The sequence below is a fragment of the Alloalcanivorax sp. C16-1 genome, assembly GCF_046507805.1.
GTDB lineage: Bacteria > Pseudomonadota > Gammaproteobacteria > Pseudomonadales > Alcanivoracaceae > Alloalcanivorax.
Genome location: NZ_JBKFTK010000001.1, coordinates 977,068 through 1,000,926 on the forward strand (window position 1 = coordinate 977,068; position 23,859 = coordinate 1,000,926).

Below are 23,859 nucleotides of genomic sequence, written 5' to 3' on the forward strand. Positions count from 1 at the left end.
CGCGATTTAACAGAACCGATTCGAGGTATCCCCATGAAAGTGATAGGCCATTTCATCAACGGCGCCGAGCGCGAAGACAGCGGCCGTACCCAGGACGTTTTCAATCCGGCCACCGGCGAAGTCAGCAGCCAGGTGGCGCTGGCCGCCAAGAGCACCGTTGAAGAGGCAGTCGCCGCCGCTGAGCAGGCGTTCCCCGCCTGGCGTGCCACCCCGCCCATGAAGCGCGCGCGCATCATGTTCCGCTTCAAGGAACTGCTGGAACAAAACGCCGACGCGGTGTGCCGGGCCATCGGCTCCGAACACGGCAAGATTCTGCATGACGCCGCCGGCGAACTGCAGCGCGGCATCGAGAACGTGGAATACGCCTGCGGCGCCCCGGAACTGCTGAAAGGGGAATACTCCAAGGACGTGGGCCCGGGCATCGATTCCTGGAGCGAGTTCCAGCCCCTGGGCGTGGTGGCCGGCATCACGCCGTTCAACTTCCCGGCCATGGTGCCGCTGTGGATGTTCCCGATGGCGCTGGTGTGCGGCAACACCTTCGTGCTCAAGCCCTCCGAGCGCGACCCCAGCGCCTCCATGTTGATGGCCGCGTTGCTCAAGGAAGCGGGTCTGCCGGACGGCGTGTTCAACGTGGTCAACGGCGACAAGGAAGCGGTGGACACCCTGCTCAACGATCCGCGCGTGAAAGCGGTGAGCTTCGTCGGCTCCACCCCCATCGCCGAGTACATCTACGCCACCGCCAGCGCCAACGGCAAACGCTGCCAGGCCCTGGGCGGCGCCAAGAACCACGCCATCGTGATGCCCGACGCGGACATGGACAACGTGGTCAACTCCCTGCTCGGCGCCGCCTTCGGCTCCTGCGGCGAACGCTGCATGGCGCTGTCCGTGGCGGTGGCGGTGGGCGACCAGGTGGCCGATCAACTGGTGGAAAAACTCAAGGACGCCATGGCCGGCCTGAAAGTGGGCGTCTACGAAGAGCAAAGCAACGACTTCGGCCCGACCATCACCCGCGAACACCAGGCCCGGGTGATCGGCCACATCGACAGCGCCGAGGACCAGGGCGCCCGGGTGGTGGTGGATGGCCGCCATCTGACCGTGCCGGGTTATGAACAGGGCTTCTTCGTGGGCGCCACCCTGATCGACGGCGTCACCGCCGAGATGGACAGCTACAAGGCGGAAATCTTCGGCCCGGTGCTGCAGGTGGTGCGCGCCGGTTCCATGGAAGAAGCGATGACGCTGATCAACGACCACGAGTACGGCAACGGCACCTGCATCTACACCCGAGACGGGGAAGCGGCCCGCTATTTCAGCGACGGCATTCAGGTGGGCATGGTGGGCATCAACATCCCGCTGCCGGTGCCGGTGGCCTACCACAGCTTCGGCGGCTGGAAGCGCTCCCTGTTCGGCGACTTGCACGCCTATGGCCCGGATGGCGTGCGCTTCTACACCAAGCGCAAAACCGTGACCCAGCGCTGGCCGTCCTCGGCGGTGCGTGAGAACGCCGAGTTCTCGATGCCGACCATGCGATAGCCTGCAACCAGGTTCGACGTTTCACAGGCGGCCAAGGCAATACCTTGGCCGCTTAATGGTTACTCGTCGAGCTCTATCTCGAACACATTCAAGGTCATCGCCACGCTGGTGTAGTACCCGATCAAACCCACCAGATTGGTCACGATGCGTAATCCAAAGCGCTCAACGGCCTGATTGAATATCCTGTCGGAGACTCTTCCGGAATCCTGCAGTTGCCTGGTGAAGTGATAAACCAATCGCTCTTCAGGATCACCGAAATCCGGGGAAGCGCCCGCGCGAATCAGCGCCAGAATGCTCTCGGAAAGGCCGGCTTCGCGCGCGATCCGATAATGAATGTTCCACTCGGTGTTCGAACGCCAATGAACCGCCGTGACCATCACCGCCAGCTCCGCGAGCCTGGTCGGCAAGCCACTTTGATAACGGCATAGGGCGCCGAGACGCTGGGCGTGTCTGGCAAAATCAGGGCTGTTTATCCAAGCGAGGAAAGGACCCTCGAGACGCCCTCGGGGCCCGGCGATGATTTCATCGGCCACTGCCCGCTGCTCCGTGCTCATGCTTGACCGATCCATCCGGGGTAAGCGCGCTACCATCTTCATTCTCTCCTTCGTTTTCCAATGAATAGCGCGCCCACCGCCCAGCCTCCGGCCGGTGGCCGGCAGGCGCTGCCACATCGGTCGCTTGGCAGGGCTATCGCACGGAAAATTCCACCGCGCTTTCGGACAGTTCCAGCCGTTTCACCAAACCGTAGATATCGCCCAGTACCCAAAGGTCTCTGATCTTATCCCCGTCGAAAGTGAAGATCGGAGCGCCATGCCACCAAACACGTTCATGGGTCGGTGAGTGTCCGAAGAACGTGGCACGATGGATACCATGAAAGCGAAGTTTGCCGGATACCTGATCGTCTTCCTCAATCAGGTCCAGTATGTCCGAGGTGTAGTCTTCCAGCGCCTCGGTCAGCCACAGAACGTACTGTTTGAATTGCTCATGGCCCACCAGTACCGGCCCGAGGGAGCCGCGAAAGGTAAAGTCCGGGTGAAAGACCTTCGGAATCAAATCCACCTTTTGCTGATCCCATATGTCCTTGTAGAAAACCCGAACAACGTTTTTCCTGGTGGATAGACGGCTGGGCTCAAGATCAATTTCGCTTTCTTCGGGATGATGTTTCATGCTTGGATACTTCTCCTCGTAATAACCGGCCGCCAGCGTCACTCAAAGACAACCGGGGGCATGGGGGCTTCGTTAACATGCAGGCGGAAGACGTCGGAGCGGGCGTAGTGCCCGGCCACATCAAAGTCGTATTTCGCCCGGGCAAGATCGGCAAGGTCGAGTTCATGAATAAGAATGGCATCCTCATCGAAAATCGGACCGGCGAGGATTTCGCCCAGCGGGCTGACGATGCAACTGCCACCGCTCATCAGAACGGTGTCCGGATCGTCACCCTGAACGGCCCGGTACCACTCAGGCGCATCCTTGCGTCGCAGGTGCTGGCAGGCAGAAAGCACGAAACAGCGACCTTCCAGGGCCACATGCTGCATGGTCGGCACCCAGGTGGGTCGGTTATCGGCGGTCGGCGCGCAGTAGATTTGCACGCCCTTGGCGTACATCGCCATACGCATTAGCGGCATGTAGTTTTCCCAGCAAATCACCGCGCCAAGACGCCCGAAAGGCGTATCGAAGACCGGCAGCGTCGACCCGTCCCCGGAGCCCCAAACCAACCGCTCTCCAGCCGTTGGCATCAGCTTTCGGTGTTTGCCAAGCACGGTTCCCTCTGGCCCAAGAAACAGAGCCGTGCAATAGAGCGTGCCACCATCACGCTCAATGACGCCGATAATCATATAGAGCTTCAGGTCGCCCGCGATCTGCGCGAGGCGTTCACTGTATGTCGAGGGCACCTCAATGGCACTGTCGTAATAGCGACGATAGTCTTCCCGGCCTTCCGGCGTACGCCGGCCGATGGTCGAGCCAAAATCAAGGCCCTTTGGATAGGCCGAAACAAAGGCTTCGGGAAACACCACCAATTCGGCGCCCTTCTTCGCCGCCGAAACGGCATTTGCTTCGACCTTATCGAGCGTGGCATCAATATCGAACATCGCCGAGCCGGTCTGTATAACCGCGACGCGTACATGGTTTTGCATCTCAATCTCCTTCTGAATACAGGGCAGGATGTGGTTTATGCCGGTGTGTTTCCCGGTTGTTCATCTCCGGACAAGCGCTCGCCCGGACTTGACTCTTGATCCAGCGCCACGCCCTGTGTCTCTGGAAGGAAAAGCAACGCAACGATGGCAATACCGTAGGCGCTGACGGTGTAGATGCCGATGGCCATGCCCAGCGGCATGGTGGCACTCAACAAACCCACCAGGGCGGGGAAAAACGCGCCTACGCCCCTTCCCAGGTTGTACGCGAAGCCCTGCCCGGTACCTCGCAGCTCGGTGGGAAACAGCTCGGCATAGAAGGCTCCGGTGGGTGCAAACATGGCGTTGGCGAACAAACCAAGCGGAAAGCCGAGTATCAACATGGCGGAATTCGATAGCGGCGCGAACATATACAGGCACACCATCGCGGCGGACAGAATACCGAACGTCATCAGCGTCTTTTTTCGCCCTAAGGCATCCGCGCAGTGCGCGCCCAGAAGAAAACCCAGGAATGCACCAACAATGACCACGGCAAGATAGGAGCCGGTGCCGAGCACCGAAAGGTTGCGCTCGGTTTTCAAGTAAGTGGGCAGCCAGGTGACCACCGCGTAGTACCCGCCTTGCATGCCAATGGCAAATAACGAGGATGCCAGTGTTTTTCGCAGCAATGGCGGTTTGAAAATTCCTAACGCACTGATCTTGTGCGTGGAGGTTTGCTTGGCTTTCTCCTCAAAAGTCTCCGATTCCTTGACGTAGCGACGAATCACGACAATCAGAAAAGCCGGAAGAATCCCCAGCCAGAACAGGCATCGCCATGCGTATTCCTGCGGCACCAAGGAAAACACCAGCGCATATACCAATGCCGCGCCGCCCCATCCCACGGCAAAGCCGCTGTGCACCGTCCCCGCCGCACGGCCGCGATACTTAGGACGAATGATCTCCGACATGAGCACGGCGCCAGCGGCCCATTCACCGCCGAACCCCAGGCCCTGAAGCGCCCGCAGAACCAGTAGCTGCTCAAAATTTTGTGCGAATCCACTCAGGAAGGTAAAAAAAGCGAACCAGGCTACGGTCAGTTTAAGGACCTGTACGCGCCCGATACGATCACTGAGCCTTCCGGCCACGGCACCGCCAACGGCGGAGAAGACCAGCGCGACCGTACCAAGGTAGCCCGCCTCGGCTCTTGTCATTCCCCATACGGCAACAAGCGTCGGTATGACAAAGCTGTATATTTGCACATCGAACGCATCCAGCGCCCAACCACCGAAGCAGGCACTCATGGTGCGCCGCTCTTGTTTGTTAAGATCAGATATCCAGAATTTCATGGTTTCCCCTCTAGGGTTTTATCTGTTTTGGTGAGGCCCTCTGTTGCTGGAATTCTCAAAAAAAAGCAGTATATTTTTGAGATTTTTTTTACACAACAGGCAAAAAAACCACTTCTTTCCGTGCATTTTTGCCGCGCTTTTTAAGGGGCGTCTTATGCTTAAACCATCCTGGTCCGATCTGAATATTTTTCTGGAAGTGGCTCGCGGCCCTTCTCTCGCGGCGGTAAGCGAAAGACTTGGTGTGGATGTGACCACGGTGCGCCGACGGTTGGCCGGACTCGAGGAAGAGATCGGCATCGGTTTGTTTGAGAAACACGGGAGATCGCTTCGACTCAATGCCGAAGGCGAGCGCATCTATTCCATTGCCAGCCGCATGGAGACGTTAAGTGAGGAAATTTCCAATAGCGTGACGGATGCGTCGCGAGATCTTTTGGGCGTGGTTCGTATTTCAACGATGGAGGGATTTGGAAGCTTTTACCTGGCGCCCAAGCTGGGAATGCTCGTTGCCGCCCATCCCAATTTGAGCATTCAGCTGGTGACCGCGCCGCATATCGTCAATCTGGCGGAACGAGAAGCGGACATTTCCCTGAACATGATGGAACCTCAGCGCGGTCGTTTTCTGGTTGAGAAGCTGACTCGCTTTTCCGTGGGGCTCTACGCCGCACCGTCCTATCTGGAACGCAGCGGGCAGCCAGGAAGCCTGAGAGATCTGGCGGATCACACCTTTGTGACCTATGTGGAGGATTTGATTGAAGTGCCCTATGTGCAGTGGTTACCCGACATACTCGACTCTCCCAGGGTGCGACTGAGTTGCAGTAGCCTGGTCGCTCAGTTTCAGGTTACCTGCGCGGGCTCCGGCCTGGCCATGCTGCCTGCCTTCATGGCGGAGAACGAGCCCCGACTGACGCGTCTGTTTCGAGACGAGATCAACCTGACCAGGGATTGGTGGATGGTGGTACACCGGGATCTTGAGAAGGTACCGCGCATTCGAGCTGTAATGGACTTTCTAAGAACCATTACCCATCAGGATGCCCACATCTTGCATGGCCAAGGTGGGTAACCGGCTCCCATCCGGTCGGCGGGCGACAGAAGGGCCAGACGCTACCGGGCGTCACTCAACTGTCGGGCGGCTTCACGCATCAGAGGCAAGGCATTGCGCAGCGTGGCCAGGTCGGTACGAATCACCGGCGCATGCGCATTGAGAAACGCGAACGGCTGACCGTCAGAATCACGGATCGGTACCGCCACCGCCACCATGCCGTCGATGAACTCCTCGTTGTCCTCGCTTTCTCCCCGCTCGGCGATGGCCGCCAACTCATCAAGAAATCGGACTTCGTCGGTAAAGGTGTTGCGCGCCATGCGGGTCAACGGCAGGTTAGCCACCACCGAGCGTCGACGCTCTTCAGGCAACAACGCCAGATAAAGCTTGCCGCTGGCGGTACACCAGACGGGTGTGCGCGTGCCCACCGGTAAATGAATGTGCAGCGGCCAGTTGGCCTGCGCCCGATCCGAGTACATCATCTCCAGTTGCATGGGGATGGCGATGGAGCAGGTCTCACCGATCCGTGTCGCCAGCCTGTTGAGAATCGCCTCACGCTCCAGCCGGTAACCGTCACTCTGGAATACATCCAGCGATATCCGGTAAAGACGTGGGCCGGGAATCCAAAGGCCACGACTGTCCATGCGCAGAAAATCTTCCTTTTCCAGTTGCTGCAGCAATCGGTGGACACTGGGTTTGGGAATGTCGAGAAGATGGGAGAGATCCGCCGGCGAGATCGGGCGTTGCTCCCGGGATACCCGCTCGATGATGCCCAGCACCCGGGTAATCGACGAACCCTTTTCTCGTCTGTTCACGACCATGTGTTCGCCCCTTACTCAGCTTAGTCCGCCAGCTCCTCGGAACGCTCCCGGGCAGCGGCCACGGCGGCCTGCACCTGCTCGCGGAAGCCGGCCTCCTCGAACACCCCGAGGGCGGCGGCGGTGGTGCCGCCGGGGCTGGTGACCCGCTGGCGCAGCACGTCCGGACCCACCTCGCTGGTGATCGCCAGCTGGGCGGCGCCCCAGGCGGTTTGCAGCACCAGCTGCCGGGCGGTGGCCTGGGGCAACCCCTGGGACACGGCGGCGTCGATCAGGGATTCCATCAGCAGGAAGAAGTAGGCCGGGCCGGAGCCGGACACCGCGGTGACCGCGTCCAGTTCCTTCTCTTCCTCGAACCAGAAGGTCAGGCCCACGGCGCCCAGAATCTGGCTGGCCATGTCCTTCTGGGCCTCGCTCACGCCGTCGGCGGCGTACAGGCCGGTGGCACCGGCCTGTACCAGCGCCGGGGTATTGGGCATGCAGCGCACGATGGGCGCATCGCCCAGCCAGTGGCGCAGGTTCTCCACGGTGACGCCGGCGGCGATGGAGATGATCAGCGGCTGGCGCTCCTCGATCACCTCACGCAGGGCGGCGCAGGCGTCGCCCATCACCTGGGGCTTCACCGCCAGCACCAGCACGTCCACCCGGCGGGACACCTCCAGGTTGTCCTCGGTAACGTGCACCCGGTGCAGCTGGGCGACTTCGTCCAGGCGGTCCCGGGACGGGTCGCTCATCCAGATGCGCGCCGGGCGGATGCCCTTGGCGATCATGCCGCCGGCCAGGCTGTTGGCCATGTTGCCGGCCCCGATGAATCCGATCAGTTGCTGTGCCATAACTGCGCCGTTCCTCTTGTCCGTCACGCCTTCGGCGGGCGTGGTCCGAACAGGGCGGTGCCGATCCGGACCAGGGTGGCACCCTCTTCGATGGCCACGGGGTAATCCGCGCTCATGCCCATCGACAGGGTGTCGAGGGCCGGCATTGTATTGCGCAAATGTGACAGTGTCATGGCGAGCTGCTGGAACGCCGCCCGGTTGCCGTCCTCGGCGTCGACCCGGGGGATCGCCATCAGGCCGCGCAGCCGCAGCCGGGGCCAGTCCTGGAACTGCCCGGCCAGGGCCGGCACCGCCGCCAGCGGCACGCCGCTTTTGCTGTCCTCGTCGTCCACATTGACCTGCAGACAGACGTTGAGCGGCGGCAGCTCCGCCGGGCGCTGGTCGTTGAGCCGCCGCGCCACCTTGGCCCGGTCCACGGAATGGACCCAGTCGAAGCGGGCCGCCACGTCCCGGGTCTTGTTGGATTGCAGCGGGCCGATGAAGTGCCAGATCAGGCCCCGGCCGGCCAGGGCCGGCATCTTGTCCAGCGCCTCCTGCAGGTAGTTCTCGCCGAAGTGACGCTGGCCCTGGTCCGCCAGGGCGGCGATCTCGTCGGCGCCCCGGGTCTTGCTCACCGCCAGCAGGGTCACCGCCTCCGGCGGGCGGCCGGCGGCGGCGCAGGCGGCCTGGATTCGTGCGCGAATCGAGGTTAGCGGCGTCTCGGTGTCGGGCATCATTGAATGGCTTCCGGGGAGCGGTTAAGTTTAGGAAATTCTACTGAGAAGAAACGTCATTCCAATGGATATCACCGAACTGCTTGCCTTCAGTGCCAAAAACGGCGCCTCGGACCTGCATCTGTCCGCCGGGCTGCCGCCGATGATCCGCGTCGATGGGGACGTGCGCCGGATCAACCTGCCTCCCATGGAACACAAGGAAGTGCACGCGCTGGTCTACGACATCATGAACGACAAGCAGCGCAAGGACTACGAGGAGTTCCTGGAGACCGATTTCTCCTTCGACGTGCCCGGCGTGGCCCGCTTCCGGGTCAACGCCTTCAACCAGAACCGGGGCGCCGGCGCCGTGTTCCGGACCATTCCCTCCAAGGTGCTGACCATGGAGGATCTGGGCATGGGCAAGGTGTTCCAGAAGATCTCCGATTTTCCGCGCGGCATCGTGCTGGTCACCGGCCCCACCGGCTCCGGTAAGTCCACCACCCTGGCGGCGATGATGAACTACATCAACGAGTCCCGCTACGAGCACATCCTCACCATCGAGGACCCCATCGAATTCGTGCACGAATCGAAGAAATGCCTGGTCAACCAGCGCGAGGTGCACCGCGACACCCTGGGCTTCGCCGAGGCGCTGCGCTCCGCCCTGCGGGAAGACCCGGACATCATTCTGGTGGGTGAGATGCGCGACCTGGAAACCATCCGGCTGGCGCTGACCGCGGCGGAAACCGGGCACCTGGTGTTCGGCACCCTGCATACCACCAGCGCCGCCAAGACCATCGACCGGGTGGTGGACGTATTCCCCGCCGAGGAGAAATCCATGGTCCGCTCGATGCTGTCCGAATCCCTGCAGGCGGTGATTTCCCAAACGCTGATGAAGAAGAACGGCGGCGGCCGGGTGGCCGCCCACGAGATCATGATCGGCACCCCGGCGATCCGCAACCTGATCCGCGAGGACAAGGTGGCGCAGATGTATTCCGCGATCCAGACCGGCGGCGCCCTGGGCATGCAGACCCTGGATCAGTGCCTGCAGGGGCTGGTGCAAAAAGGCGTGGTGTCCCGCGAGGCGGCCCGCGAAAAAGCGAAAAGCCCGGACGCGTTCTAAGGGGAGGGACACCGTGGAATTCGATGATCTGCTCAAACTGATGGTGCAAAAAGGCGGCTCGGACCTGTTCATCACCGCCGGCGTGCCGCCCAGTATGAAGGTGCACGGCAAGGTGCTGCCGGTGACGCGCAACGCCCTGACCCCGGACATGACCCGGGACATCGTGCTCAACGTGATGAATGAGAAACAGCGTAAGGAATTTCTCGAACACCACGAGTGCAACTTCGCCATTTCCGCCCGGGGCATCGGCCGCTTCCGGGTCAGCGCCTTTTACCAGCGCAATCTGGTGGGCATGGTGCTGCGCCGCATCGAAACCAAGATTCCCCAGGTGGACGAGCTGCGCCTGCCGCCGGTGATCAAGGACCTGGCCATGACCAAGCGCGGCCTGGTGCTGTTCGTGGGTGCCACCGGCACCGGTAAATCCACGTCCCTGGCGTCGATGATCGGCCACCGCAACAAGAACTCGAAGGGCCACATCATTTCCATCGAGGACCCGATCGAATTCGTGCATCAGCATCAGGGCTGCATCGTCACCCAGCGCGAGGTGGGCATCGACACCGAGTCCTTCGACGTCGCCTTGAAGAACACCCTGCGCCAGGCCCCGGACGTGATCCTGATCGGCGAGGTGCGCAGCCGGGAAGTCATGGACTATGCCATCGCCTTCGCCGAGACCGGCCACCTGTGCCTGGCCACCCTGCACGCCAACAACGCCAACCAGGCCCTGGACCGGATCATTCACTTCTTCCCCGCCGACCGGCACGGGCAGCTGTACATGGACCTGTCGCTGAACCTGCGCGGCATCGTCGCCCAGCAGTTGATTCCCACCCCGGACGGCAAGGGCCGCCGCGCCGCCATTGAAGTACTGCTCAACACACCGCTGGTGTCCGATCATATCCGCAAGGGCGAGATCCATCTGCTCAAGGCGCTGATGAGCAAATCCCGGGAGCAGGGCATGCAGACCTTCGACCAGGCGCTCTACGACCTCTACGATACCGGCGAGATCACCTACGAAGACGCCATCGCCCACGCCGATTCCCCCAACGATCTGCGCCTGATGATCAAGCTCGGCAACGAGACCGACGCCTCCAGCCTGGACCATGCCACCCGTGGCCTGAGCATCGAGGGCGACTGAGCCGCCTCCGTTTTGCCTTCTTTTACCTTTTTCCGCCGGCCCGCGCTGGGGCCGGCCCGCGCCGTCGTGCTATTCCTGAATGCCCCCGCCCCCTCAGGGCGTTATGAACATTGGAACCGTGGAAAAGGAGAGCACCATCATGAACAAGTTCGCTTCCGCTCATTGGCAAGGCGATATCAAGCAGGGCAAGGGCACCATCTCCACCCAGAGTGGCGCGCTCAAGGAGCAGGCCTATGGCTTCAACACCCGCTTCGAGGACGAGCCGGGCACCAACCCGGAGGAACTGATCGGCGGCGCCCACGCCGGCTGTTTTTCCATGGCCTTCTCCCTGCAACTGGGTAATGCCGGCTACACCCCGGACAGCATCGACACCAAGGCCAAGGTCACGCTGGAGAAGGACGGCGACGGCTTCAGCATCACCAAGGTGCACCTGGATATGACGGCGAAGATTCCCGGCATCGACGACGACGAGTTCCAGAAAATCGCCAAGGCGGCGAAGGAAGGCTGCCCGGTCTCCAAGCTGCTCAACGCGGATATCTCCCTGGACGCCAAACTGCAAAGCTGACTGTCCCCGGCGCCCGCCCCGGGCGGGCGCCTACAATCATCATGGTCGATCTCTCACGGCATCCTTGAGAGATCGCTGATCCCCCTGCCCGACGTTCCTCGTCACACTGACCGTTGCCGCTCCTGTCTTCACCCGGGTAATCGCTGGAGCATCATTGACAACCATCACGTGATGAGTTACAAATGATCGTGTCTTTCGCCGACAAAACCACCCGGCGCCTGTTTGCCACGGGCCGCTGCCTGGGAGTGCCGCCGGATGTGGAGCGCAGAGCCGCGCGCAAGCTGGAATATGTGCACTTGGCCACCTGCCTGGATGACCTGCGGGTACCACCGGGCAACCGGCTCCATCGGCTGGAAGGCGATCAGAAAGGACGGTACTCCATCCGCGTCAACGAACAATGGCGCATCTGCTTTCGCTTTGACGGCGAAGACGCCCACGACGTGCTGTTCTGCGACTACCATTCATAAAACGCCGCCGGCGGGAGGCACACCATGGCCCTCTTCAGTGTCACCGGCATGCAGCGCCGCCCCACCCATCCCGGGGAAATGCTGCGCGAGGATTTTCTGCCCGACTACCGGCTGACGGTCACGTCCCTGGCCGCGGCGGTGGGCGTGTCGCGCCAGTCCATCAACGAACTGCTGCGCGAACGGCGGGCCTTGAGCCCGGAAATGGCGCTGCGCCTGGCCCGCCTGTTCGGCAACACGCCGGACTTCTGGCTGAACGCGCAGCGCGCGGTGGATCTGTGGGACGCCGAACAGGCCATTCGCGACCAGATCGAGCGCATCAAACCGCTGACCGCGGCCTGAGCGGCGCCGTGCTCTCCGCCGCGGTTCAGGTGGCGGGGAACACCAGCGACTGGTGCGTTGCGGTCCCCGCCATGGCACCGTCCCCGATCGCCAGCGACACACTGCCCGCTCCCCGCGCCAGGTCGCCGCAGGCGAATACACCCGCCACCGTGGTGGCCTGACGGGCGTCTGTTTTGACCACGGGCCCCAACGGCGTATCGCTGGTTTCACAGCCCAATTGTACCGCCAGGTCGCTGGCCGCCCGGATAGCAGGGGCCACGAACAGCCCGGCCAGCGACAATGACCGGCCATCAGCCAGGCACACTTCCGCTTCGCCCTTCACCGCCAGCACCGATTCTTCTTCCACCTTGACACCACGCTCCGCCAATTGCGCCCGCTGGCCCGCATCCGGTATCAGCACGCCATTGGTGAAAAAGGTGGTCGGCCCCCATTCGGGGATCAGCAACGCCTGATGCAACGATAGGGCACCGCTGGCCAGCACACCCAGCTCACCCTGGTTCAGTTCGTAGCCGTGACAGTAAGGACAGTGCAGCACGGTTCGGCCCCAGCGCTCCCAAAGTCCAGGCACCGGCGGCAGCTGGTCGACCACCCCGTAGGCGAGAATCAGACGTTCACCTTCAAACCGATCGCCGCTCTCCGTGCTCACCTCGAAACGGGCTCCGGTTCGCGCCGCCCGGGCCGCACGGTCCTGGCGCCACGTCACATCCGGATAGGCCAACAACTGAGCGCGACCGTCGGCGGCAATCGCCGCCGGATCGCGCCCATCCTGGGTCAACACGCCATGAGCATGACTCGTGAAACGATTACGGCGCTGCCCGCCATCCAACACCAGCACCCGGCGCCGGGCACGCGCCAATTGCAATGCCGCGGCCATACCCGCATAGCTGCCACCTACTACGATCACATCAAACCGCATCGCCGGTCCGCCTGCACAAACGTTCATGGAAATCGGCGCTGAGCGCCGCCAGGGTGATTTCACCGAAACGGGCCAGCAGCACCGCCTCCGCCTCCTGGAAAGCCTTCTCCATGGCCGCATTGACGGCCTGTTCCACCAGGCAACCCGGCGCCTCGGTACGGTGCCCCAGGGCCAACACCCCGGGTTCACCCAACGCCTCATGGATATCGCGCAAGGTCACATCCCGCAGGTCCCGGGTCAGGCGCCATCCACCGCCATGGCCTTTTTCGGAGTGCACCAGGCCCTCCCGGCGCAGGCCCGCCAGGACACGGCGGACCACCACCGGATTAGTGGCCATCATGGAGGCCAGCGCTTCGGAGGTCAGGGGGCGGTCGGCTTCGGCCATGTGCAGCAACACATGGAGAACGCCGGATAATCGACTGTCTCTTTTCATGTAACTTACGATATTACATGAAATGGGAAAAAGAAAGCCCTCGCTGCATGGAGACGAGGGCTATCGCGTCAGGCCGCGGGTTCGGTGAGGGTACCGGCGCGGTAGTCGCGCAGGGCCTGCTCGATCTCTTCCTGAGTGTTCATCACGAAAGGACCGTACTGGGCGATGGGCTCGCCCAGGGGTTTACCCGCCAGCAGCACCAGCCGCGCGCCCCGGTCGCCGGCTGCCAGGGTGACCTGGTCGCCGTCGTCGAGCACCGCGGTGTGTTCCGCCGGCACCGTTTCGCCGGCCACGCTCAGGCCGCCCTCGAACAGGTACAGAAAGGCGTTGTAACCGGCCTTGATCGGCACCGTAAGCGACTCACCCGCACGCAGTTTCACGTCCAGATACAGCGGATCCGTGGCGCCGCCTTTGACCGGCGCGCTCAGGGTTTCCCCGTCCAGCACCACCTCGCCGGCAATCGCCTTGACCTGGCCGCCACCGGCCAGGTCAAGGCGCGGCATCTCCGTGTCCGCCACGTCCCGATAGCCCGCCGGTTTCATTTTTTCCCGGGCCGGCAGGTTGATCCACAACTGGAAGCCACGCAGCAGACCGTCCTGCTGCTGGGGCATTTCTTCATGGATGATACCGCGCCCGGCGGTCATCCACTGCACGCCGCCCTGTTTGAGGTCGCCTTCGTTGCCCAGATGGTCGCGGTGCTTCATGTGCCCTTCGACCAGGTAGGTCACGGTCTCGAAACCCCGGTGCGGGTGCGCGGGGAACCCGGCAATGTAATCGTCCGGATTGTCCGAGGAGAAAGCGTCCAGCATCAGGAAAGGATCCAGCCTCACCGAGGGATTGTGGCCGAGGGCCCGCTTCAGGCGGACGCCGGCGCCGTCGGAGGTTTCCAGGGCCCGGATGGTATGCAGTACACGACGATCTTTCATGATGGCCTCCTCGCCCTTGCGGGCATCCACGGCGGCGCCGGCCGATTCAGGCGCCGCGTATTTCCCGCTCGCCCAGCCGCTCACGGCCATGGGGCGCGGTGAAATCCAGATCCGGGCCGATCGGGATGATCCCGTGGGGGTTCACCGTGGGATGGCTGCGGAAATAATGGTGGCGGATATGGTCCATGTGCACCGTCTCCGGCACGCCGGGCAGCTGATACAGTTCGTTGAGCAGCCCGTTCAGATTCGGGTAGTCGACGATGCGCTTGCGGTCGCACTTGAAGTGGGTGACATAGACCGCGTCGAAACGCACCAGCGTGGTCCACAGCCGCAGGTCCGCCTCGGTGAGGGTGTTGCCCACCAGGTAACGGCTCTCGCCCAGCCTCCGCTCCAGGTCCTCCAGGGTGTCGAACAGGGCGGTCACCGCCTCGTCGTAGGCCTCCTGGCCGGTGGCGAAGCCGGACTTGTAGACGCCGTTGTTCACATGGTGATAGACCGGCTCGTTGATCGCCTCGATGGCCTCGCGCAGGTCTTCGGGGTAATAGTCCCCGGGCCGCGCACCGAGATCATCGAAAGCGCCGTTGAGCATGCGGATGATGTCCGCCGACTCGTTGCTGACGATGGTTTCCCGCTCCTTGTCCCACAGCACCGGCACCGTGACCCGGCCGGTGTAATGAGGGTCGGCCTTCAGATACAGCTGATAGAGCTTGTCCAGGCCGTACAGCGGGTCGCCGGTGGCGCCGTCGAAGTCGTCGCGCAGCTCCCAGCCGTTCTCGAGCATGTGCGGGTGTACCACCGACACGTCGATGTGCTGTTCCAGGCCCTTCCAGGCGCGCATCACCAGCGCCCGGTGCGCCCAGGGGCAGGCGAAGGATACGTACAGGTGGTAGCGGCCCGATTGCGCCTTGAAACCGTCGTCACCGGACGGGCCGGCGGCGCCGTCGGCGGTGACCCAGTTGCGAAACTGGCTTTCCGAGCGCTTGAAGCGCCCGCCGGTGCTCTTGGTGTCGTACCACTTGTCCTGCCATTGTCCGTCGACCAGCAGTCCCATATCGCTCTCCTGTCCGTGTCTGACTTTCCGGGTTGGCGGTGCCGCGCTCAGGCGGCGGTGGCGCTCAGCGCCTCCAGTTCGGCGGCGATTTCCGCCTCCGCCCGGGCCAGCGCCTGGTGCTTGACCTCGTCGCCCATGTTGAGCCCTTCAGCGTAAATGAAACGGACGTCGCGAATACCCATGAAACCGAAAATCTGTTTTACGAACACCGTGGTGGTTTCGTAGGGCTGGCCGGCGTGCACACCGCCGTGGGCCGCGAACACGCGAACCGGTTTGTCCTCGAGCAGGCCCACCGGGCCGGTGTCGGTGTACTTGAAGGTGACGCCGGCACGGGCGATGTGATCGATCCAGGCCTTGAACTGGGTGGGCGCGCCGAAGTTGTACATCGGCATGCCGATCACCACCAGGTCCGCGTCGCGCAGTTCCTGCACGAAGGCGTCGGAGCGGGCCAAAACGTCTTTCTGTGCCTGGTTGAGCCCGTCGCTGAAGCCGCGCAGGGCACCCGCCCGTTCCAGGTCCAGGTGCGGCACGCCGTCACTGACCAGATCCCGGGTCACCACCTCGGTGTCCGGGTGGGCGTCGCGGTAACCGTCGATAAAGGCGCGGCTCAGGCGGCTGGAGGCGCCGTCGGCGCCGAACAGGCTGTTTTGCAGATAGAGGATGCGGGTCATGGCCGTCTCCGTGGAAGATGGGAATGGCCCCATTGTCTTTTCGGATCATCCGATATAAAACGGCATCCATCTGTGTGATATGGCCAACTGATTCGATATGTCGACCAAAATTACTTTGGACCAATGGCAGGCACTGATCGCGGTGGTGGACGAGGGCGGCTACGCCGCCGCCGCCGAGGCGCTGGACAAGAGCCAGTCGGCGATCAGCTACGCGGTGCAGAAAATCGAGACCGAGCTGGGCGTGCGCGCCTTCGCCCTGGAGGGTCGCCGGGCCAAACTGACCGAAACCGGTCATCTGCTTTACCGGCAGGCCAAGGTACTGCTGGAGGAGGCCGGCCGCATCGAAAGCAGTGCCATCCAGTTCGGTCACGGCTGGGAGCCCCTGGTGCGAGTGGCCGCCGACGGCCTGTTTCCGCAGACCCTGGTGCTGTGCGCCCTGGTGCGCCTGGCGGAGGAAAGCCCGCTGACCCGGGTGGAGTTTCAGGAGACCATTCTGTCCGGCTCGGAGGAGGCCCTGCTGCGCCACGAGGCGGACCTGGCCATCACCGGTCGGGTACCGCCGGGCTTCATGGGCGACCACTTGATCCGCATCCGCTTCGTGGCGGTGGCGGCGGCGGGGCACCCGCTGCACCATCAGGGCCCGCTGGGCCTGGACGATCTGCGCCCCCACCGCCAGCTGGTGGTACGCGACTCCGGTCGCCAGCGGGTGGATTCCGGCTGGCTGGGCGCCGAGAAACGCTGGACCTTCTCCCACGGCCACACCCGCCGGCAGGCGCTGCTGCGCGGCCTGGGCTTCGCCTGGGTGCCGGAACCGGAGATCCGTGACGACCTGGCCTCCGGCGCGCTCACGCCGCTGCCCCTGCGGGAAGGCGTGGACCGCTACCAGGACCTCTACCTGGTTTACGCGGACGGCCAGTACGCCGGGCGCGCCGCCCGTTTTCTCGGCGAGGGCATCAAAGCGCAACTGGCGTCCGGCGAGGACCAGGACGGGCATTGACGTAACCCCGCCGATACCGGCTTATACTGGAGCTCACGTTTCCATTCTGGAGAAAGACCATGCGCTGGTTTGCCCTGTTTCTCGCCGTGACCCTGGCCGGCTGCGTGTCGCCGGTGGTGGTGGATCACCGCAGCGGCACGGATTTCGCCGAATACAGCAGCTACGCCATTGATCCGCCCGCGGACGATGAGGAGGTGCTCAGCCTGGACGGCCAGCGGGTGCAGCAGGCCTTGCGCCGGGAGCTGGCCAACCACCCGCTGCAAAGCGCGGGTAAGGACCAGGCGGATATGCTGGTGCGCTACCGGTTCGTGCCGGTGGAGAAATTCCAGGGCAGCGGCGTGCAGTTCGGCTTCGGCTGGTTCGGGCGCGGCTATGGCCTGTCCACCAGCACCCCGGTGGAAGGCGAAACCTACAAGGAATACAAGCTGCAGGTGGCCATGGTGGACCGCGCCACCAAGGACGTGGTCTGGGAAGCCACCAGCCGCGACACCCTCTATGAAGAACTGAGCAGCCAGCGGCGCGCCGAGCGCATCGACAAAATGGTGGCCGAGATGCTCAAGCGCTATCCGCCGGCGGCCAGCTGACCCGCACGCGCAGGCCGCCGCCCGGCGCCCCGTCCAGGGCCACCCGGCCATCGGTACGCGCCATGATGGTGGTGACGATGGCCAGCCCCAGGCCACGACCACCGCCATGGCCGCGCCAACCCCGCTGCAGGGCCCGGCGGCGCTGTTCCGGAGTCAGGCCGGGCCCCTGATCATCAATGCACAGCCCCACGCGCCCGTCGTCCAACGGCGCCAAGGTGATCACCCCGCCTTCCGGGCTGTGACGCACCGCATTCTCCAGCACGTTGCGCAGCACGATGCGCACCAGCCCGGCGGGCGCCGCCGGCACGCCGGCCACGGCCTCCCGCCGCACGCTCAGGTTCCGTTCCCGAAGCGACGCCGCCAGTTCCTCCAATACCCCGTCCAGCACCGTGTCCAGGGACGCCCGATCCGCCGGGGCACTGCGCTCCCGAGCCAGGGCCAGCAACTGGTCCAGGCTGTGGCCGAGCCGCTCCGCCGCCTGCTGAGCCGCGTCCCGGGCGTGTTCGGCGCGGGGCCCCTCGGTGCGCTGCGCCACCTGCAGCTGGGTGCGGATCGCCGCCAAGGGGGTGCGCAGTTCATGGGCCAGGTCGTCGGTGAGCCGGCGCTCCCGATCCAGGGCCTCCCGTTCGCGGCCGAACACCTGGTTGAGCGTGGCCACCATGGGTTCCAGTTCCACCGCCCCCGGTGGCGTGGCCACCGTCCGCCGGTCACCGGCATCGCGGCCAGCCAGCTGGTCGCGCAACGAGGACAGCGGGCCCAGGGCCCGGCCCACCGCCCACCAGACCAGGGCCAGGCTGGCCAGAAGGCCAAGGGACAGGGCCGCCAGCAGCACCAGGGCCACCTGACGCATAAAGCCGGTGCGCCCGGCCATGCGTTCGGCGGATGCCACTCTCAGATCACCCTGGGTCACCGTGAACACCCGCCAGAGTTCACCGTCCAGATGGCGCTGGCCAAAGCCATCCCCATCCAGTGCCAGACCGCCCTCCGGGGCCCCGCTGGAACGGGCCAGCAGCTCCCCGCGCAGACCGCTCACTTCGCAGGCGATGCCACGCAGGGGCAGCCGGCCACCTTTCGCCAGGGCCGCCGGCACCGCCGCGCCGGCGTCCACCAGCGACGCCACCATCCGCGCCGACGCCGCCAGCCGCTGGTCGAGCACCGCCGCCACCCGGTCGCGCACCTCGTGGTGCAGCCATACCGCCAGCAGCAGCCACAGCACCGACAGACCCAGACCCAGTCCCAGCAGCAGGCGGCCGCGCAAACTGGCGGGCGCCAGCCTCACGGTGGGGTCCCCAGACGATAGCCCTCGCCGCGCACGGTCTCGATCAGCCCCTCACCGAACTTGCGGCGCAGGCTGTGGATGTGCACCGCCAGGGCATTGCTCTCCACACTCTCGGTCCAGCCGTAGACCCGGTCGGCCAGGTCGTCGGCGGTCAGCACCCGCCCCCGGGCGCCGAGCAGCGCCTGAAGCAGAGCCCGCTCCCGGCGCGTCAGGGCCATTTCCCGTTGATCCAGCCAGACCTGTTGGCGGGCCGGGTCGAAGCGCAGCCGGCCATATTCCACCAGCGGCGCCGCCCGGCCCTCCGCCCGGCGCAACAGGGCGTGTACCCGCGCCACCAGCTCGTCCAGGTCGAAGGGTTTTTCCAGGTAATCATCGGCGCCGGCGTTGAGCCCGGCGACCCGGTGGGCGATGCCGTCCCTGGCGGTCAGCACCAGCACCGGCTCATCGCGACCCTGCCGACGCCATTGGCGCAGCAGCGACAGACCATCCCGATCCGGAAGGCCCAGGTCCAGCACCACCAGATCGAATGCCGCGCCGGCCAGCGCCGCCTCCGCGGCGCCGGCATTCGGTACCCAGGCCACCGAAAAGCCGTGCACCTCCAGGCCCGCCTGTACGCCGTCGCCCAACAGGGCATCGTCTTCCACCAGCAGAATGTGCATTATCGCTCCCACCGCTCACCGTGCCGGGTATCCTGGCCGCGCCGAATTAACCGGGCGTTAATCATCGGCGGCCAGCCTGTCGTCGACAACCGCTCAAGAGACCGCTCGGGAGAAAGCCGCTTTCATGACCGCCTTCAATCTGGGCCCCCTGGCCCTGCCGCTGGCCGTGCTGCCCTGGCTGGCCGGCGTGATCGTCGCCTGGATACTGGCCGCCTGGCGGCGCCGCCGGAAACGGCCGGACGCCGAGCCGGTGCTCAGCTGGATGCTGTTCAGCGGGCTGATCGGCGCGCGGCTGGCGTTCGTGCTCCGCTACCTGGACCAGTACACCGGGCCGCTGGCCATGCTGGACGTGCGCGACGGCGGTTTCTGGTGGCCGGGGGCGGTGCTGGGGGCGCTGGCGGGGCTCGCCCTGGCCCGCTGGCGTGGCCATCGCAAGGCGCTGGCCGAAGCCGGACGTGTCGGCACGGTCGGCGCGGTGGCGGCCCTGCTGACCGGCCTGGCCCTGGCGCCGCTGCGCGCCGGGGACGCCCCCTTGCCCGAGGCCACGCTGTACGACCTGGGCGGCACGCCGGTGGCCCTGACGGACGCCACCCAAGGACGCCTGACCCTGATCAATCTGTGGGCCAGCTGGTGCCCGCCCTGCCGGCGGGAAATGCCGGTGCTGCAGCAGGGGCAAACCGATTACCCGGCGGTGCGCTTTCTGTACGCCAACCAGGGCGAGGACGCCGACACCGTGCGCCAGTATCTGAGCACCGGGGGTCTGCGGTTGGAACGGGTCTTGCTGGACCCCCACCGGGACCTGGGCCGCGCCCTGGGCGGCGGCCTGCCCACCACCTTGCTGGTGGACGACCGGGGCCGGGTGGTGAACAGCCACCTGGGCCCGCTGTCGCCGGCCAGCCTGCGCCATTTTTTGCGCCCCCATCTTCCATCCGACCCGGAGTGAACCGTGCCGTTATCCCGCTTTTTCCGCCCCCTGACCCTGCTGCTGATCGCCACTCTGAGCGCCGGTGCCGTCCAGGCCCAAGAGGACACGCCGAAGGACCGGGCGGCGCTGGAAAGACAGATTTTCGACGTACTGGAACGGAGCCACTGGGTGGCGGAGGGCGCGGAAAACCCGGACCGGGTGGTGTACACCTTCACCGACCTGAAGTGCCCCTATTGCGAGCGCCAGTGGCGGGACATGCGCCCCCTGCTGGCGGACCCGGACAACCGCACCCAGGTGCGCCATGTGGTGGTAGCGGTGCTGCGCCCGGGCAGCTACGGGGAAGGGGCGGCGGTGCTGGCCGCGGACGACCCGGCGGCGGCGCTGGCGCAAGGCGAGAAGGGCGAATTGAAGCCGCTGGACCCGGTGCCCGAGGCGATGGGCCGTCAGCTCAGGGAGAACAACGCGCTGATGCGGGAGTTCGGCATTCGCGGCACGCCGGCGACGATTTTCCGGGACCCGGCCGGCAAGCTGGAGTTCGCCCCCGGCGTGTTGCAGCCGGAAACCCTGCGCGGCCTGGTGTTTCAGCTGGACTGAGGGCCGCCGGCGGCCCTCAGTCGCTCAGCCAGCTGACCTTGCCCTGGCAGACGGTGAGTTTCACCGCGCCGGGCAGGCGGCTGTGCAGCCAGGGAGAGTTGCGGCCGGCGGACAGCCAGTGGCTGGACAGGGTGCGGCTCTCGCCCGCCGCCAGCACGCACAGGCTGGCCGGCCGGCCGGCTTCCAGATGGCCGGCCTGGATGCCCAGGCAGCGCGCCGGCGACGCGGTCACCGCCTCCAGCGCCCGGTGCAACGGCAGGGCGCCGTCGTCCACCAGCTTGAGCATCAGCGGCAGCAGGGTGTCCAGGCCGGAGATGCCCGGCCGGGTGGCGGGGAACGGGGCGGTCTTGCTGAACGAGCCGGCGGGCTGGTGCTGGGAGCACACCGCATCGATGGTGCCGTCGGCCACCGCCGCCAGCAGGGCTTCCCGGTCGGCGGCGCCGCGCAGGGGCGGGATCACGTGGCAGTGGCTGTCGAAGCCTTCCAGGGCGGATTCGTCCAGCAGCAGATGGTGAACACTCACATCGGCGGTCACCGGCAGCCCGCGGGCCTTGGCGGCGCGCAGCAGGGGCAGGGATTCGCGGCTGGAGATTTGCTGGAAGTGGGCGCGCACCCCGGTGGCCTCCACCAGCAGCAGGTCCCGGGCCAGCTCCACGGATTCCGCCACCGCCGGAATGCCGGGCAGCCCCAGCCGGGTGGCCACCGGTCCGTCGTGGGCGCAGCCGCCGGCGGCCAGGGCCGCGTCCTGGGGCCGGAACATCACCGGCAGATCGAAGGTGGCGGCGTATTCCAGGCCGCGCTTGAGCACCAGGGCGTCCGCCACCGGCGCGCCGGCCTGGCCCACGGCGATGCAGCCGGCCCGGGCCAGGGTGGCCATCTCGGCCAACTGCACGCCATCCAGATCCTGGGTCAGGGCGGCCACCGGCAGCACCCGCGCGAAGCCGGCCTGGCCGGCCTGTTCGCGGATCAGGCGCACCACCGCGGTGGAATCCACCGGGCCGCAATCCGGCTGGGCGGCCAGGTGGGTGATGCCGCCGGCGGCGGCGGCGCGGGTTTCCGAGGTCACGTCGCCGGCGCGGCCGCTGTCCGGCAGCGACAGATGCACGCAGGCGTCCACCAGGCCGGGGATCACCCACAGGCCCTCGGCCTCCACGATCTCCGCGCCGGGGGCGTCCAGGCTGGCGCCGATGCGCACCAGACGGCCGTCCTCCACCAGCAGGTCGGCCACCTCGTCGCGGCCGGAGGCAGGGTCGATCACCCGGCCCTTGCGAATCAACAGATGCGCCTTAGCGGCCATGCTGGTCTCCCTGCTCCGGGTTCTGGCTGCTTTCCTGGCCGCTGATGGCCATGGACATCACCGCCATGCGCACGGCGATGCCGAAGGTCACCTGGTTGAGAATCACCGAGCGGGGGCCGTCGGCCACCTCGGAGGCGATTTCCACGCCCCGGTTGATCGGTCCCGGGTGCATGACGATGGCGTCCGGCTTGGCGTGGCGCAGTTTTTCGTTGTTCAGCCCGTACAGGCGGAAGAATTCCGCCTCGCTGGGCAGGAAGGCGGAGTCCATGCGTTCCTTTTGCAGGCGCAGCATGATCACCACGTCCACGTCCTTGAGGCCCTGGGCCATGTCGTGGCAAACGGTGACGCCCAGGCTCTCGGCGGCGGCCACCGGCAGCAGGGTACGCGGGCCGATCAGGCGCACTTCCTCGGCGCCCAGAATATTGAGCGCGTGCACCTGGGAGCGGGCCACCCGCGAATGCAGCACATCGCCGACGATCGCCACCCGCAGGCCGGCGAAGCCGCCCTTATAGTGGCGGATGGTGTACATATCCAGCATCGCCTGGGTGGGGTGCGCGTGGCGGCCGTCGCCGGCGTTGATCACCGCCACGCCGGGGGTCACCTCGTTGGCGATGAAGAAGGGCGCGCCGGAATCCTGGTGGCGCACCACGAACATGTCGGCGGCCATCGCCTCCAGGTTGCGCAGGGTGTCCAGCAGGGTCTCGCCCTTGCTGGTGGCGGACTTGGCGATGTCCAGGTTGAGCACGTCGGCGCTGAGCCGCTTGGCGGCCAGCTCGAAGGTGCTGCGCGTGCGCGTGCTGGATTCGAAGAACAGGTTCACCACCGTCTTGCCGCGCAGCAGGGGCACCTTCTTGATGGCGCGCCCGCCCACGTCGACGAAACTGGCGGCGGTGTCCAGGATGTCTTCCAGCAGGGAACGGGAGAGATGTTCGACGGAAAGAAAGTGTCGCAGCTTGCCGTCATCGGTGAGCTGCACGCGGGAGGAGGGCGGCGGCGCAAGCGTCATTCGTCAGCCTTTACGGGGATCTCAATCACCTCCGCGACCAGGGGCGCGGGCCCGCGTAATTCTACCCGCTGATGGGGCGGCAATGCCAAAGTTTCCCCGCAAATATCAGGACGGATCGGCAATTCCCGGTGACCGATGTCGAACAGCACCGCCAGCCGGATCGAGGCCGGCCGGCCGTAATCGAACAGTTCGTTCATGGCGGCGCGGATGGTGCGGCCGGTCATCAGCACGTCGTCCACCAGCAGCAGATGGGCCCCGTCCACCTCGAACGGCAGATCCGACGGCTTCACCGTGCGTTTCAGTCCGCGGGTGTCGAAGTCGTCCCGGTAGAAACTCACGTCCAGGGACCCCAGGGGCGCGGCGGTGGCCAGCCGGGCGTTGAGCGCCTCGGCCACCCAGGCACCGCCGGACTGAATGCCCACCAGCGCCGGCGGCGCCTCGCCATACTCGGCCGCGACCCGCTCCGCCATGGCGGCCAGGCGCGCCTCGATCTCCGCTTCGTTCCAGCGCAAGGGTGTCTCCTGAAAGT

At 65.2% G+C, this 23,859-nt stretch carries 28 protein-coding genes; 11 read left to right on the top strand and 17 right to left on the bottom strand.

The features are described from left to right. The first annotated feature begins 33 nt into the window (after positions 1-33). Positions 34-1,530 carry a CoA-acylating methylmalonate-semialdehyde dehydrogenase gene (locus tag ACLD0W_RS04660; protein WP_410306325.1) on the top strand — a complete coding sequence of 499 codons (1,497 nt, stop codon included), beginning with the start codon at positions 34-36 and terminating at the stop codon, positions 1,528-1,530. Between the two features lie 59 nt (positions 1,531-1,589). On the opposite strand, the gene ACLD0W_RS04665 is transcribed toward ACLD0W_RS04660, so the two are convergent. The 4 genes from ACLD0W_RS04665 to ACLD0W_RS04680 all read right to left on the bottom strand — a co-directional run bounded on the left by ACLD0W_RS04665 (position 1,590) and on the right by ACLD0W_RS04680 (position 4,987). After that, the gene (locus ACLD0W_RS04665; protein WP_410306326.1) at positions 1,590-2,084 is read right to left on the bottom strand and encodes a carboxymuconolactone decarboxylase family protein; all 495 of its coding nucleotides are present in this window, start codon (positions 2,082-2,084) and stop codon (positions 1,590-1,592) included. A 133-nt stretch (positions 2,085-2,217) separates the two neighbouring features. After that, positions 2,218-2,697, bottom strand: coding sequence for an ester cyclase (locus tag ACLD0W_RS04670; protein ID WP_410306327.1), 480 nt, complete (start codon positions 2,695-2,697; stop codon positions 2,218-2,220). 38 nt (positions 2,698-2,735) lie between these two features. Continuing rightward, on the bottom strand, positions 2,736-3,665 hold the full coding sequence (locus ACLD0W_RS04675) for a nitrilase-related carbon-nitrogen hydrolase (RefSeq protein ID WP_410306328.1): 930 nt from the start codon (positions 3,663-3,665) through the stop codon (positions 2,736-2,738). Between the two features lie 35 nt (positions 3,666-3,700). Then, the gene (locus ACLD0W_RS04680) at positions 3,701-4,987 is read right to left on the bottom strand and encodes an MFS transporter (protein ID WP_410306329.1); all 1,287 of its coding nucleotides are present in this window, start codon (positions 4,985-4,987) and stop codon (positions 3,701-3,703) included. Positions 4,988-5,030: 43 nt separating this feature from the next. Between ACLD0W_RS04680 and ACLD0W_RS04685 the strand changes: the two genes are divergently transcribed. Further along, positions 5,031-6,047 (top strand): LysR family transcriptional regulator, encoded by a 1,017-nt coding sequence (locus tag ACLD0W_RS04685; RefSeq protein ID WP_410306330.1) that lies wholly within the window; start codon positions 5,031-5,033, stop codon positions 6,045-6,047. 41 nt (positions 6,048-6,088) lie between these two features. Here the strand turns inward: ACLD0W_RS04685 and ACLD0W_RS04690 are convergent, their stop codons facing one another. Genes ACLD0W_RS04690 through ACLD0W_RS04700 form a run of 3 tightly spaced genes read right to left on the bottom strand, consistent with a single transcriptional unit; the run spans position 6,089 to position 8,393 of the window. Further along, positions 6,089-6,847, bottom strand: a complete 759-nt coding sequence (locus ACLD0W_RS04690; RefSeq protein ID WP_410306331.1) for an IclR family transcriptional regulator — start codon at positions 6,845-6,847, stop codon at positions 6,089-6,091. A 20-nt stretch (positions 6,848-6,867) separates the two neighbouring features. Then, positions 6,868-7,677 carry a pyrroline-5-carboxylate reductase gene (gene proC, locus ACLD0W_RS04695; protein ID WP_410306332.1) on the bottom strand — a complete coding sequence of 270 codons (810 nt, stop codon included), beginning with the start codon at positions 7,675-7,677 and terminating at the stop codon, positions 6,868-6,870. Between the two features lie 23 nt (positions 7,678-7,700). Further along, positions 7,701-8,393, bottom strand: a complete 693-nt coding sequence (locus tag ACLD0W_RS04700; protein WP_410306333.1) for a YggS family pyridoxal phosphate-dependent enzyme — start codon at positions 8,391-8,393, stop codon at positions 7,701-7,703. Between the two features lie 61 nt (positions 8,394-8,454). Here ACLD0W_RS04700 and ACLD0W_RS04705 point away from each other — a divergent pair, with 61 nt between their 5' ends. The 5 genes from ACLD0W_RS04705 to ACLD0W_RS04725 all read left to right on the top strand — a co-directional run bounded on the left by ACLD0W_RS04705 (position 8,455) and on the right by ACLD0W_RS04725 (position 11,992). After that, complete coding sequence (locus tag ACLD0W_RS04705; RefSeq protein ID WP_410306334.1) at positions 8,455-9,489, top strand: type IV pilus twitching motility protein PilT; 1,035 nt, start codon at positions 8,455-8,457, stop codon at positions 9,487-9,489. Positions 9,490-9,502: 13 nt separating this feature from the next. Continuing rightward, positions 9,503-10,621, top strand: coding sequence for a PilT/PilU family type 4a pilus ATPase (locus tag ACLD0W_RS04710; protein WP_410306335.1), 1,119 nt, complete (start codon positions 9,503-9,505; stop codon positions 10,619-10,621). Positions 10,622-10,760: 139 nt separating this feature from the next. Then, positions 10,761-11,186 carry an OsmC family protein gene (locus ACLD0W_RS04715; RefSeq protein ID WP_410306336.1) on the top strand — a complete coding sequence of 142 codons (426 nt, stop codon included), beginning with the start codon at positions 10,761-10,763 and terminating at the stop codon, positions 11,184-11,186. A gap of 182 nt (positions 11,187-11,368) precedes the next feature. Continuing rightward, on the top strand, positions 11,369-11,653 hold the full coding sequence (locus ACLD0W_RS04720; protein WP_410306337.1) for a type II toxin-antitoxin system RelE/ParE family toxin: 285 nt from the start codon (positions 11,369-11,371) through the stop codon (positions 11,651-11,653). Positions 11,654-11,677: 24 nt separating this feature from the next. Next, positions 11,678-11,992 carry a HigA family addiction module antitoxin gene (locus ACLD0W_RS04725; protein ID WP_410306338.1) on the top strand — a complete coding sequence of 105 codons (315 nt, stop codon included), beginning with the start codon at positions 11,678-11,680 and terminating at the stop codon, positions 11,990-11,992. A gap of 25 nt (positions 11,993-12,017) precedes the next feature. Here the strand turns inward: ACLD0W_RS04725 and ACLD0W_RS04730 are convergent, their stop codons facing one another. The 5 genes from ACLD0W_RS04730 to ACLD0W_RS04750 all read right to left on the bottom strand — a co-directional run bounded on the left by ACLD0W_RS04730 (position 12,018) and on the right by ACLD0W_RS04750 (position 15,989). Next, a complete protein-coding gene (locus ACLD0W_RS04730) occupies positions 12,018-12,908 on the bottom strand; it encodes an FAD-dependent oxidoreductase (RefSeq protein WP_410306339.1) in 891 nt (296 codons plus the stop codon). Beyond that, positions 12,898-13,341, bottom strand: a complete 444-nt coding sequence (locus ACLD0W_RS04735) for an Rrf2 family transcriptional regulator (RefSeq protein WP_410306340.1) — start codon at positions 13,339-13,341, stop codon at positions 12,898-12,900. The genes ACLD0W_RS04730 and ACLD0W_RS04735 overlap by 11 nt, the downstream gene beginning before the upstream one ends. A gap of 68 nt (positions 13,342-13,409) precedes the next feature. Further along, a complete protein-coding gene (locus tag ACLD0W_RS04740) occupies positions 13,410-14,267 on the bottom strand; it encodes a pirin family protein (RefSeq protein WP_410306341.1) in 858 nt (285 codons plus the stop codon). Positions 14,268-14,313: 46 nt separating this feature from the next. After that, positions 14,314-15,318 carry a glutathione S-transferase family protein gene (locus ACLD0W_RS04745; protein WP_410306342.1) on the bottom strand — a complete coding sequence of 335 codons (1,005 nt, stop codon included), beginning with the start codon at positions 15,316-15,318 and terminating at the stop codon, positions 14,314-14,316. A gap of 47 nt (positions 15,319-15,365) precedes the next feature. Continuing rightward, positions 15,366-15,989 (bottom strand): FMN-dependent NADH-azoreductase, encoded by a 624-nt coding sequence (locus tag ACLD0W_RS04750; protein WP_410306343.1) that lies wholly within the window; start codon positions 15,987-15,989, stop codon positions 15,366-15,368. A gap of 97 nt (positions 15,990-16,086) precedes the next feature. Between ACLD0W_RS04750 and ACLD0W_RS04755 the strand changes: the two genes are divergently transcribed. Then, entirely contained in the window at positions 16,087-16,986 is a 900-nt protein-coding gene (locus tag ACLD0W_RS04755) for a LysR family transcriptional regulator (protein ID WP_410306344.1), read from the top strand. A 59-nt stretch (positions 16,987-17,045) separates the two neighbouring features. Then, positions 17,046-17,570, top strand: coding sequence for a DUF4136 domain-containing protein (locus ACLD0W_RS04760; protein WP_410306345.1), 525 nt, complete (start codon positions 17,046-17,048; stop codon positions 17,568-17,570). Here ACLD0W_RS04760 and ACLD0W_RS04765 read toward each other — a convergent pair. After that, positions 17,542-18,849: a sensor histidine kinase gene (locus ACLD0W_RS04765; protein ID WP_410306346.1), complete on the bottom strand. Its 1,308-nt coding sequence runs from the start codon at positions 18,847-18,849 to the stop codon at positions 17,542-17,544. The genes ACLD0W_RS04760 and ACLD0W_RS04765 overlap by 29 nt on opposite strands. Beyond that, a complete protein-coding gene (locus tag ACLD0W_RS04770; protein ID WP_410306347.1) occupies positions 18,846-19,508 on the bottom strand; it encodes a response regulator in 663 nt (220 codons plus the stop codon). Before ACLD0W_RS04770 ends, ACLD0W_RS04765 begins: the two co-directional genes overlap by 4 nt. 124 nt (positions 19,509-19,632) lie before the next feature. Here ACLD0W_RS04770 and ACLD0W_RS04775 point away from each other — a divergent pair, with 124 nt between their 5' ends. Both ACLD0W_RS04775 and dsbG read left to right on the top strand, forming a co-directional pair. Next, complete coding sequence (locus ACLD0W_RS04775) at positions 19,633-20,451, top strand: prolipoprotein diacylglyceryl transferase family protein (protein WP_410306348.1); 819 nt, start codon at positions 19,633-19,635, stop codon at positions 20,449-20,451. 3 nt (positions 20,452-20,454) lie between these two features. Beyond that, positions 20,455-21,027, top strand: a complete 573-nt coding sequence (gene dsbG, locus ACLD0W_RS04780) for a thiol:disulfide interchange protein DsbG (protein WP_410306349.1) — start codon at positions 20,455-20,457, stop codon at positions 21,025-21,027. 16 nt (positions 21,028-21,043) lie between these two features. Here the strand turns inward: dsbG and ACLD0W_RS04785 are convergent, their stop codons facing one another. From ACLD0W_RS04785 to pyrR, 3 genes are read right to left on the bottom strand one after another with little or no spacing between them, the layout of a single operon-like run. Then, the gene (locus tag ACLD0W_RS04785) at positions 21,044-22,324 is read right to left on the bottom strand and encodes a dihydroorotase (RefSeq protein WP_410306350.1); all 1,281 of its coding nucleotides are present in this window, start codon (positions 22,322-22,324) and stop codon (positions 21,044-21,046) included. Further along, entirely contained in the window at positions 22,314-23,330 is a 1,017-nt protein-coding gene (locus ACLD0W_RS04790) for an aspartate carbamoyltransferase catalytic subunit (protein WP_228232780.1), read from the bottom strand. Before ACLD0W_RS04790 ends, ACLD0W_RS04785 begins: the two co-directional genes overlap by 11 nt. Beyond that, a complete protein-coding gene (gene pyrR / locus ACLD0W_RS04795; protein ID WP_410306351.1) occupies positions 23,327-23,842 on the bottom strand; it encodes a bifunctional pyr operon transcriptional regulator/uracil phosphoribosyltransferase PyrR in 516 nt (171 codons plus the stop codon). The genes ACLD0W_RS04790 and pyrR overlap by 4 nt, the downstream gene beginning before the upstream one ends. Between the last annotated feature and the right edge of the window lie 17 nt (positions 23,843-23,859).

Excerpts from the sequence above, each read along its gene's own strand:
- ACLD0W_RS04660 (WP_410306325.1), top strand. The coding sequence starts at position 34 with ATGAAAGTGATAGGCCATTTCATCAACGGCGCCGAGCGCGAAGACAGC.
- ACLD0W_RS04665 (WP_410306326.1), bottom strand. The coding sequence starts at position 2,084 with ATGAGCACGGAGCAGCGGGCAGTGGCCGATGAAATCATCGCCGGGCCC.
- ACLD0W_RS04670 (WP_410306327.1), bottom strand. The coding sequence starts at position 2,697 with ATGAAACATCATCCCGAAGAAAGCGAAATTGATCTTGAGCCCAGCCGT.
- ACLD0W_RS04675 (WP_410306328.1), bottom strand. The coding sequence starts at position 3,665 with ATGCAAAACCATGTACGCGTCGCGGTTATACAGACCGGCTCGGCGATG.
- ACLD0W_RS04680 (WP_410306329.1), bottom strand. The coding sequence starts at position 4,987 with ATGAAATTCTGGATATCTGATCTTAACAAACAAGAGCGGCGCACCATG.
- ACLD0W_RS04690 (WP_410306331.1), bottom strand. The coding sequence starts at position 6,847 with ATGGTCGTGAACAGACGAGAAAAGGGTTCGTCGATTACCCGGGTGCTG.
- proC (WP_410306332.1), bottom strand. The coding sequence starts at position 7,677 with ATGGCACAGCAACTGATCGGATTCATCGGGGCCGGCAACATGGCCAAC.
- ACLD0W_RS04700 (WP_410306333.1), bottom strand. The coding sequence starts at position 8,393 with ATGATGCCCGACACCGAGACGCCGCTAACCTCGATTCGCGCACGAATC.
- ACLD0W_RS04705 (WP_410306334.1), top strand. The coding sequence starts at position 8,455 with ATGGATATCACCGAACTGCTTGCCTTCAGTGCCAAAAACGGCGCCTCG.
- ACLD0W_RS04715 (WP_410306336.1), top strand. The coding sequence starts at position 10,761 with ATGAACAAGTTCGCTTCCGCTCATTGGCAAGGCGATATCAAGCAGGGC.
- ACLD0W_RS04720 (WP_410306337.1), top strand. The coding sequence starts at position 11,369 with ATGATCGTGTCTTTCGCCGACAAAACCACCCGGCGCCTGTTTGCCACG.
- ACLD0W_RS04725 (WP_410306338.1), top strand. The coding sequence starts at position 11,678 with ATGGCCCTCTTCAGTGTCACCGGCATGCAGCGCCGCCCCACCCATCCC.
- ACLD0W_RS04730 (WP_410306339.1), bottom strand. The coding sequence starts at position 12,908 with ATGCGGTTTGATGTGATCGTAGTAGGTGGCAGCTATGCGGGTATGGCC.
- ACLD0W_RS04735 (WP_410306340.1), bottom strand. The coding sequence starts at position 13,341 with ATGAAAAGAGACAGTCGATTATCCGGCGTTCTCCATGTGTTGCTGCAC.
- ACLD0W_RS04740 (WP_410306341.1), bottom strand. The coding sequence starts at position 14,267 with ATGAAAGATCGTCGTGTACTGCATACCATCCGGGCCCTGGAAACCTCC.
- ACLD0W_RS04745 (WP_410306342.1), bottom strand. The coding sequence starts at position 15,318 with ATGGGACTGCTGGTCGACGGACAATGGCAGGACAAGTGGTACGACACC.
- ACLD0W_RS04750 (WP_410306343.1), bottom strand. The coding sequence starts at position 15,989 with ATGACCCGCATCCTCTATCTGCAAAACAGCCTGTTCGGCGCCGACGGC.
- ACLD0W_RS04755 (WP_410306344.1), top strand. The coding sequence starts at position 16,087 with ATGTCGACCAAAATTACTTTGGACCAATGGCAGGCACTGATCGCGGTG.
- ACLD0W_RS04760 (WP_410306345.1), top strand. The coding sequence starts at position 17,046 with ATGCGCTGGTTTGCCCTGTTTCTCGCCGTGACCCTGGCCGGCTGCGTG.
- ACLD0W_RS04770 (WP_410306347.1), bottom strand. The coding sequence starts at position 19,508 with ATGCACATTCTGCTGGTGGAAGACGATGCCCTGTTGGGCGACGGCGTA.
- ACLD0W_RS04775 (WP_410306348.1), top strand. The coding sequence starts at position 19,633 with ATGACCGCCTTCAATCTGGGCCCCCTGGCCCTGCCGCTGGCCGTGCTG.
- ACLD0W_RS04785 (WP_410306350.1), bottom strand. The coding sequence starts at position 22,324 with ATGGCCGCTAAGGCGCATCTGTTGATTCGCAAGGGCCGGGTGATCGAC.
- ACLD0W_RS04790 (WP_228232780.1), bottom strand. The coding sequence starts at position 23,330 with ATGACGCTTGCGCCGCCGCCCTCCTCCCGCGTGCAGCTCACCGATGAC.